Source organism: Mycobacterium sp. E1214 (genome assembly GCF_001666755.1).
In the GTDB taxonomy this organism is placed as follows: domain Bacteria; phylum Actinomycetota; class Actinomycetes; order Mycobacteriales; family Mycobacteriaceae; genus Mycobacterium.
Map to the genome: position 1 here is coordinate 23,602 of NZ_LZJC01000100.1, position 6,192 is coordinate 29,793.

Here is a 6,192-nt window from a genome sequence, read left to right on the forward strand (position 1 = left end):
CGGTCTTAGTCTTTCGACAGGGCCTCGTTGAACGTCTTGCTCGGGCGCATCACCGCGGTCGTCTTTTCGGCGTCCGGGTAGTAGTAACCGCCGATGTCGACGGCCTCACCCTGGGCCTCCGCCAGCTCGGCGACGATGGTGTCCTCGTTCTTGCCCAGCGTGTCGGCGAGCGCGGCGAAGCGCTCGCGCAGCTTCTCGTCGTCGCTCTGCGCGGCGAGCTCCTGCGCCCAGTACAGGGCCAGGTAGAACTGGCTGCCGCGGTTGTCCAGCTCGCCGGTCTTGCGCGACGGACCCTTGTTGTTCTCCAACAGCTTTCCGATGGCGGAGTCCAGCGTCTTGCCCAGGATCTTCGCGCGCTCGTTGTGGGTCTTGATGCCGATGTCTTCGAAACACGCCCCCAGGGCCAGGTATTCACCGAGGGAGTCCCAGCGCAGGTGGTTCTCTTCGACCAGTTGGTGCACGTGCTTGGGCGCCGACCCACCCGCGCCGGTTTCGTACATGCCGCCGCCGGCCATCAACGGCACGATGGACAGCATCTTGGCGCTGGTGCCCAGCTCGAGGATCGGGAACAGGTCGGTGAGGTAGTCGCGCAGGATGTTTCCGGTCGCGGCGATGGTGTCCTGCCCGCGGACCACCCGCTCGATCGTGTACCGCATCGCCCACACCTGGGGCATGATCTGGATCTCCAGGCCCTCGGTGTCGTGCTCCCTGAGGTACGCCTTGACCTTCTTGCGCAGCTCCGCCTCGTGCGGGCGCTCGGTGTCCAGCCAGAACACCACGGTCATGCCCGAATTGCGGGCCCGGGTGACGGCCAGCTTGACCCAGTCGCGGATCGCCGCGTCGGTGACGACCGGCATGCGCCAGATGTCGCCCTCCTCCACGTTCTGCGTCAGCAGCACTTCCCCGCTGTCGAGGTCGACGATGTTGGCGACGCCGTCCTCGGGGATCTCGAAAGTCTTGTCGTGCGAACCGTATTCCTCGGCCTGTTGCGCCATCAGCCCGACGTTCGGCACGGTGCCCATGGTCGTCGGGTCGAACGCGCCGTGGGTCTTGCAGAAGTTGATGATCTCCTGGTAGATCCGGGAAAAGGTGGACTCGGGGTTGACGGCCTTGGTGTCCTTCTGGCGGCCGTCGGCGCCGTACATCTTGCCGCCCGCGCGGATCATCGCCGGCATGGAGGCGTCCACGATTACGTCGCTGGGCGAGTGAAAGTTGGTGATGCCCTTGGCCGAATCGACCATCGCCAGCTCCGGCCTGTGCTCGTGGCAGGCGTGTAGGTCACGGATGATCTCGTCGTGCTGCGACGCGGGCAGCGATTCGATCTTGTTGTAGAGGTCGACCAGGCCGTTGTTGACGTTGACGCCGAGCTCGTCGAACAGCGCCTGGTGCTTGGCGAACGCGTCCTTGTAGAAGACCTTCACCGCGTGCCCGAAGACGATGGGATGCGACACCTTCATCATCGTGGCCTTGACGTGCAGCGAAAACATCACGCCGGTCTCGTAGGCGTCCTCGATCTGTTCTTCGTAGAAGTCGATCAGGGCCTTCTTGCTCATGAACATGCTGTCGATCACGTCGCCGTCTTGCAGCGCGACCTTTTCCTTGAGCACCAAGGTGTTACCGCTCTTGGTCTCCAGGACCATCTTCACGTTGCGCGCCCGGTCCAGCGTCATCGACTTCTCGCCGTGATAAAAGTCGCCGTGCTTCATGGTCGCGACGTGCGTGCGCGACGCCTGCGACCACTCCCCCATGCTGTGCGGGTGCTTGCGCGCGTACTCTTTGACCGCCTTGGGCGCGCGCCGGTCCGAATTACCTTGCCGCAGAACGGGATTCACCGCGCTACCCAGGCACTTGGCGTAGCGGTTCCGGATTTCCTTTTCCTCGTCGGTCTTCGGGTTGTGCGGGAAGTCCGGGATCTTGAATCCCTTGCCCTGCAGTTCCTTGATCGCGGCGGTCAGCTGGGGCACCGAGGCGCTGATGTTGGGCAGCTTGATGATGTTGGTGTCGGCGTCCTGGGTCAGCCGCCCGAGCTCACCGAGGTTGTCCGGCACCCGCTGCTCCTCGGTGAGGTCCTCGGGGAATTCGGCGAGGATGCGCGCGGCGACGGAGATGTCGCTGGTCTTGATCGTGATGCCCGCGGGCTCGGCGAAGGCCCGCACGACCGGCAGGAACGCGTAGGTCGCCAGGAGCGGCGCTTCGTCGGTCAGTGTGTAGATGACGGTCGGCTGTTCGGCGCTCACGGTCCCTCTTCCGGCGTCAATGATGGGGCTCGGCGTTCTCACCGCCACGTTAGCAAGGGTGTTTGGACAGGTGTCGACCTGCACGCGCACCGCCGCGGTTAGCACCGAGTCGGCACAGTAAGATAGCCTTCGTATTGGTCATGAGCGCCAGCATCAAGCCCCGGCTTGCTGGCCGGCAACCCTCCAACCGCGGTGGGGTGCCCCGGGTGAAAGACCAGGTCTAGTAGCCACAGGCTGCGCGGCAAGCGCGGGTCCGTCAGAACGGACCCCTGACTGAAGGGGAAACTTCGCATGAGCGATAACGCCGACGGCAACAACGAACACCCCACCGATCCTGCGGTGAACTGGTCCTTCGAGACCAAACAGGTGCACGCCGGCCAGCGACCCGACCCGGCCACCAACGCCCGGGCGCTGCCGATCTACCAGACGACGTCGTACACCTTCGACGACACCACCCACGCCGCCGCCCTGTTCGGGCTGGAGGTGCCGGGCAACATCTACACCCGAATCGGCAACCCGACCACCGACGTCGTCGAGCAGCGCATCGCCGCGCTCGAAGGCGGCGTGGCCGCCCTGTTCCTCTCGTCCGGGCAGGCGGCTGAGACGTTCGCCATATTGAACGTCGCGAGTGCTGGAGATCACATCGTCTCCAGCCCCCGGCTGTACGGCGGCACCTACAACTTGTTCCACTACTCGCTGGCCAAGCTCGGCATCGAGGTCAGCTTCGTGAACGACCCCGACGACCTCGAGTCGTGGCAGGCCGAGGTCCGTCCGAACACCAAGGCCTTCTTCGCCGAGACCATCTCCAACCCGCAGATCGACATCCTCGACATCCCCGGCGTGGCCGGCGTCGCGCACTCCCACGGCGTGCCCCTGATCGTCGACAACACGATCGCCACCCCGTACCTGATCCAGCCCTTCGCCCACGGCGCCGACGTCGTGGTGCACTCGGCCACCAAGTACCTGGGCGGCCACGGTGCCGCGATCGCGGGCGTCATCGTCGACGGCGGCACCTTCGACTGGACGCAGGGTCGGTTCCCCGGTTTCACCACTCCCGACCCCAGCTACCACGGCGTGGTGTTCGCCGAGCTCGGCCCGCCGGCCTACGCGCTCAAGGCGCGGGTGCAGTTGCTGCGTGACCTCGGGTCGGCCGCCTCCCCGTTCAACGCGTTCCTGGTGGCGCAGGGCTTGGAGACGCTGAGCCTGCGGGTGGAGCGGCACGTGGCGAACGCGCAGCGGGTCGCCGAGTTTCTGGAAGGCCACGACGGCGTGCTGTCGGTGAACTACGCCGGGCTGCCCAGCTCGCCCTGGCACGAGCGGGCCAAGAAGCTGGCGCCGAAGGGTACCGGGGCGGTGCTGGCGTTCGAGCTGGCCGGGGGCATCGACGCCGGCAAGGCCTTCGTCAACGCGCTGCAGCTGCACAGCCACGTCGCCAACATCGGCGACGTGCGCTCGCTGGTGATCCATCCGGCGTCGACCACCCACGCCCAGCTCTCGCCGCAGGAGCAGCTGACCACCGGCGTCACGCCGGGGTTGGTCCGGCTGGCGGTCGGCATCGAGGGCATCGACGACATCCTGGCCGACCTCGAACTCGGGTTCGCCGCGGCCCGCAAGTACGGCGCCGCAACGTCCGATGCCGGCTCCGACCCGCAGGCCGTGGCTGCGTTCTAGAGGAGTCGGCCATGACCATCTTCGAAGTGCCCACCCAGACGCTGCCCGCCGAAGGCGAGATCGGCTTCGTCGACATCGGTTCGCTGACCACCGAGAGTGGCGCGGTGATCGACGACGTCACGATCGCCGTCCAGCGCTGGGGCGAGTTGTCGCCCGCCCGCGACAACGTGGTGGTGGTGCTGCACGCGCTCACCGGCGACTCGCACATCACCGGCCCCGCCGGTCCCGGGCATCCCACCGCCGGTTGGTGGGACGGGGTGGCGGGCCCGGGCGCGCCGATCGACACCGACCGCTGGTGCGCCGTGGCCACCAACGTGCTGGGCGGTTGCCGCGGTTCCACCGGGCCCAGCTCGCTTGCCCGGGACGGAAAGCCTTGGGGCTCACGGTTTCCCATGATCACCGTGCGCGACCAGGTGGCGGCCGACGTGGCGGCGCTGGCCGCGCTGGGCATCAACGAGGTCGCCGCCGTGGTCGGCGGATCCATGGGCGGCGCCCGGGCCTTGGAATGGATGGTCGGCCACCCGGACCGGGTGCGGGCCGGGCTGCTGCTGGCGGTCGGCGCGCGCGCCACCGCCGACCAGATCGGCACCCAGTCCACGCAGATCGCCGCGATCAAGGCCGACCCGCACTGGCAGGGCGGCGATTACCACGGCACGGGCCTCCGTCCCGACGCCGGGCTGGCGATCGCCCGCCGCTTCGCGCACCTGACCTATCGCGGCGAAGTGGAGCTCGACCAGCGGTTCGGCAACGACAAGCAGGGCGGCGAGGACGGGCGTTACGCGGTGCAGAGCTACCTGGACTACCAGGGAGACAAGCTGTTGGCCCGCTTCGATGCCGGTAGTTACGTCGCGCTGACCGAGGCGCTGAACAGTCACGACGTGGGTCGCGACCGCGGCGGTGTGCCCAGCGCACTGCGCGGTTGCCCGGTGCCGGCCGTGGTCGGGGGCATCTCCTCGGACCGGCTGTACCCGCTGCGCCTGCAGGAGGAGCTGGCCGAGCTGTTGCCGGGCTGCGCCGGCCTGCAGGTGGTCGAGTCGATCTGCGGGCACGACGGGTTCCTCGTGGAGACCGACGCCGTGGGCGACATGATTCGCCGCACGCTCGAGCTTGCCGACGGGGATGGCGGCGAAGGCACGTGCCGGCGGTGACCCGCTCCCGGCAAGACCAGTCGCTGTCGTTCGGCGCGGCGGCCGCCGCCTACGAACGCGGGCGCCCCTCGTATCCGCCGGAGGCCATCGACTGGCTGCTGCCTGTCGGCGCCCGCAAGGTCCTGGACCTGGGGGCGGGCACCGGCAAGCTGACGACCCGGCTGGTGGAGCGCGGCCTCGACGTGGTGGCGGTCGATCCCATCCCCGACATGCTCGAGGTGCTGCGCACCGCGCTGCCGGAGACCCAGGCCCTGTTGGGTACCGCGGAGGAAATCCCGTTGGAGGACAACAGCGTTGACGCGGTGTTGGTGGCGCAGGCCTGGCATTGGGTGGATCCGGAACGCGCCATCCCGGAGGTGGCCCGCGTGCTGCGGCCCGGCGGTCGGCTGGCGTTGGTGTGGAACACCCGCGACGAGCGGCTCGGCTGGGTGCGGGAATTGGGACGGATCATCGGCAGCGACGGCGACGCGGGCCGCTTCGACGTGGCACTATCACCGTCGTTCAGCGAGCCGGAGCGCCACCTGGTCGAGTGGACGAATTACGTGACGCCGCAAGCTCTTATCGACCTGGTGGCGTCGCGCAGTTACTGCATCACCTCCCCGACGGAGGTCCGTAGCAGGACGCTCGCCGAGGTGCGCGAATTGCTGGCCACCCATCCGGCGCTGGCGAATTCGACCGGCCTGGCGCTGCCCTACGTCACCGTCTGCATCCGCGCGACACTGACAGCCTGACGACTCACCCCGCGCCGTCGTCCTGATGCGGCTTGGCGTTGTCGTCATTGTCCGCCAAAGCGCTTCTGGCCCACTGACATTCACGAGCGGCGCGCCGGGCGCAAGGGCAATCAGCGCAACCTACTCCTGGAGGACGCGTCGGTCAGCGCTGGCCGAGGCGTATCACGCCGCCCCCGGATTGTGGTCTTCGTCGTCGTCTTTATCGCTCAGCAGCTTTTCGGGGTGGTGGTAGGTGTTGGTGCGGGGTTGGCCGCGGTCTTGGTTCGGTGGGGGGATCCATTCGGTGTCGCCGTGGGGGTTTTTTCTGGTGGTCCAGCCGCCGGGTTGTAGGAGGCGGTGGTGGGGTCCGCAGGCGAAGGTGAGGTCGTCGATGTCGGTGCGGTGGGTGTGGGCGTAGTCGGTGAC

Annotated in this window: 4 protein-coding genes, 1 pseudogene and 1 riboswitch; of the genes and pseudogenes, 3 read left to right on the forward strand and 2 right to left on the reverse strand. The window is 67.7% G+C overall.

What is annotated here, in order from left to right; translation table 11 throughout:
• Positions 1 to 5: 5 nt before the first annotated feature.
• Positions 6 to 2,237 carry an NADP-dependent isocitrate dehydrogenase gene (locus A5700_RS14845; protein WP_068072123.1) on the reverse strand — a complete coding sequence of 744 codons (2,232 nt, stop codon included), beginning with the start codon at positions 2,235 to 2,237 and terminating at the stop codon, positions 6 to 8.
• Between the two features lie 136 nt (positions 2,238 to 2,373).
• Positions 2,374 to 2,491, forward strand: a riboswitch (SAM riboswitch).
• 37 nt (positions 2,492 to 2,528) lie between these two features.
• Between A5700_RS14845 and A5700_RS14850 the strand changes: the two genes are divergently transcribed.
• Genes A5700_RS14850 through A5700_RS14860 form a run of 3 tightly spaced genes read left to right on the forward strand, consistent with a single transcriptional unit; the run spans position 2,529 to position 5,787 of the window.
• A complete protein-coding gene (locus tag A5700_RS14850; RefSeq protein WP_068072126.1) occupies positions 2,529 to 3,908 on the forward strand; it encodes a bifunctional o-acetylhomoserine/o-acetylserine sulfhydrylase in 1,380 nt (459 codons plus the stop codon).
• 11 nt (positions 3,909 to 3,919) lie between these two features.
• Entirely contained in the window at positions 3,920 to 5,056 is a 1,137-nt protein-coding gene (locus tag A5700_RS14855) for a homoserine O-acetyltransferase (protein WP_068072129.1), read from the forward strand.
• Positions 5,053 to 5,787, forward strand: coding sequence for a class I SAM-dependent methyltransferase (locus tag A5700_RS14860; RefSeq protein ID WP_068072145.1), 735 nt, complete (start codon positions 5,053 to 5,055; stop codon positions 5,785 to 5,787). Before A5700_RS14855 ends, A5700_RS14860 begins: the two co-directional genes overlap by 4 nt.
• 162 nt (positions 5,788 to 5,949) lie before the next feature.
• Here A5700_RS14860 and A5700_RS26615 read toward each other — a convergent pair.
• Positions 5,950 to 6,192: pseudogene (locus A5700_RS26615) on the reverse strand (hypothetical protein); the annotation flags it as partial.